Raw genomic sequence first — 326 nt, 5'->3', positions numbered from 1 at the left:
AGAGATGGATCCGTAAATTTGAACAACTCCTATAAGTGATACTCTGCTCCTCAAATGATGTTATAAACATCAATATATGGAGTATTTTATGGCACGTAGACCAAGAAGAAATCATTCAAACGACTTTAAGGCTAAGGTAGCACTTGCTGCGATCAAAGCAGAAAAAACACTTGCTGAATTGAGTTCTGAGTTTGATGTTCATCAAAACCAAATTATTGACTGGAAAAATCAATTGATCTCAGCTTCCTCGCAAGCTTTCGATCAATCAAAAGCTCCAACAGAACCACCCATCGATCTAAAAAAACTACATGCAAAAATCGGTGAGC

General features: G+C 37.1%; 1 pseudogene. It reads left to right on the top strand.

Annotation, left to right across the window (positions count from 1 at the left end):
• Positions 1 to 76 precede the first annotated feature (76 nt).
• Positions 77 to 326: pseudogene (locus G5T77_RS17345) on the top strand (IS3 family transposase); the annotation flags it as partial.

The organism is Acinetobacter sp. GFQ9D191M (genome assembly GCF_011174875.1).
GTDB lineage: Bacteria > Pseudomonadota > Gammaproteobacteria > Pseudomonadales > Moraxellaceae > Acinetobacter.
Note: the sequence above shows the minus strand (reverse complement) of the source record. Positions and strands in the feature narration are given on the sequence as shown.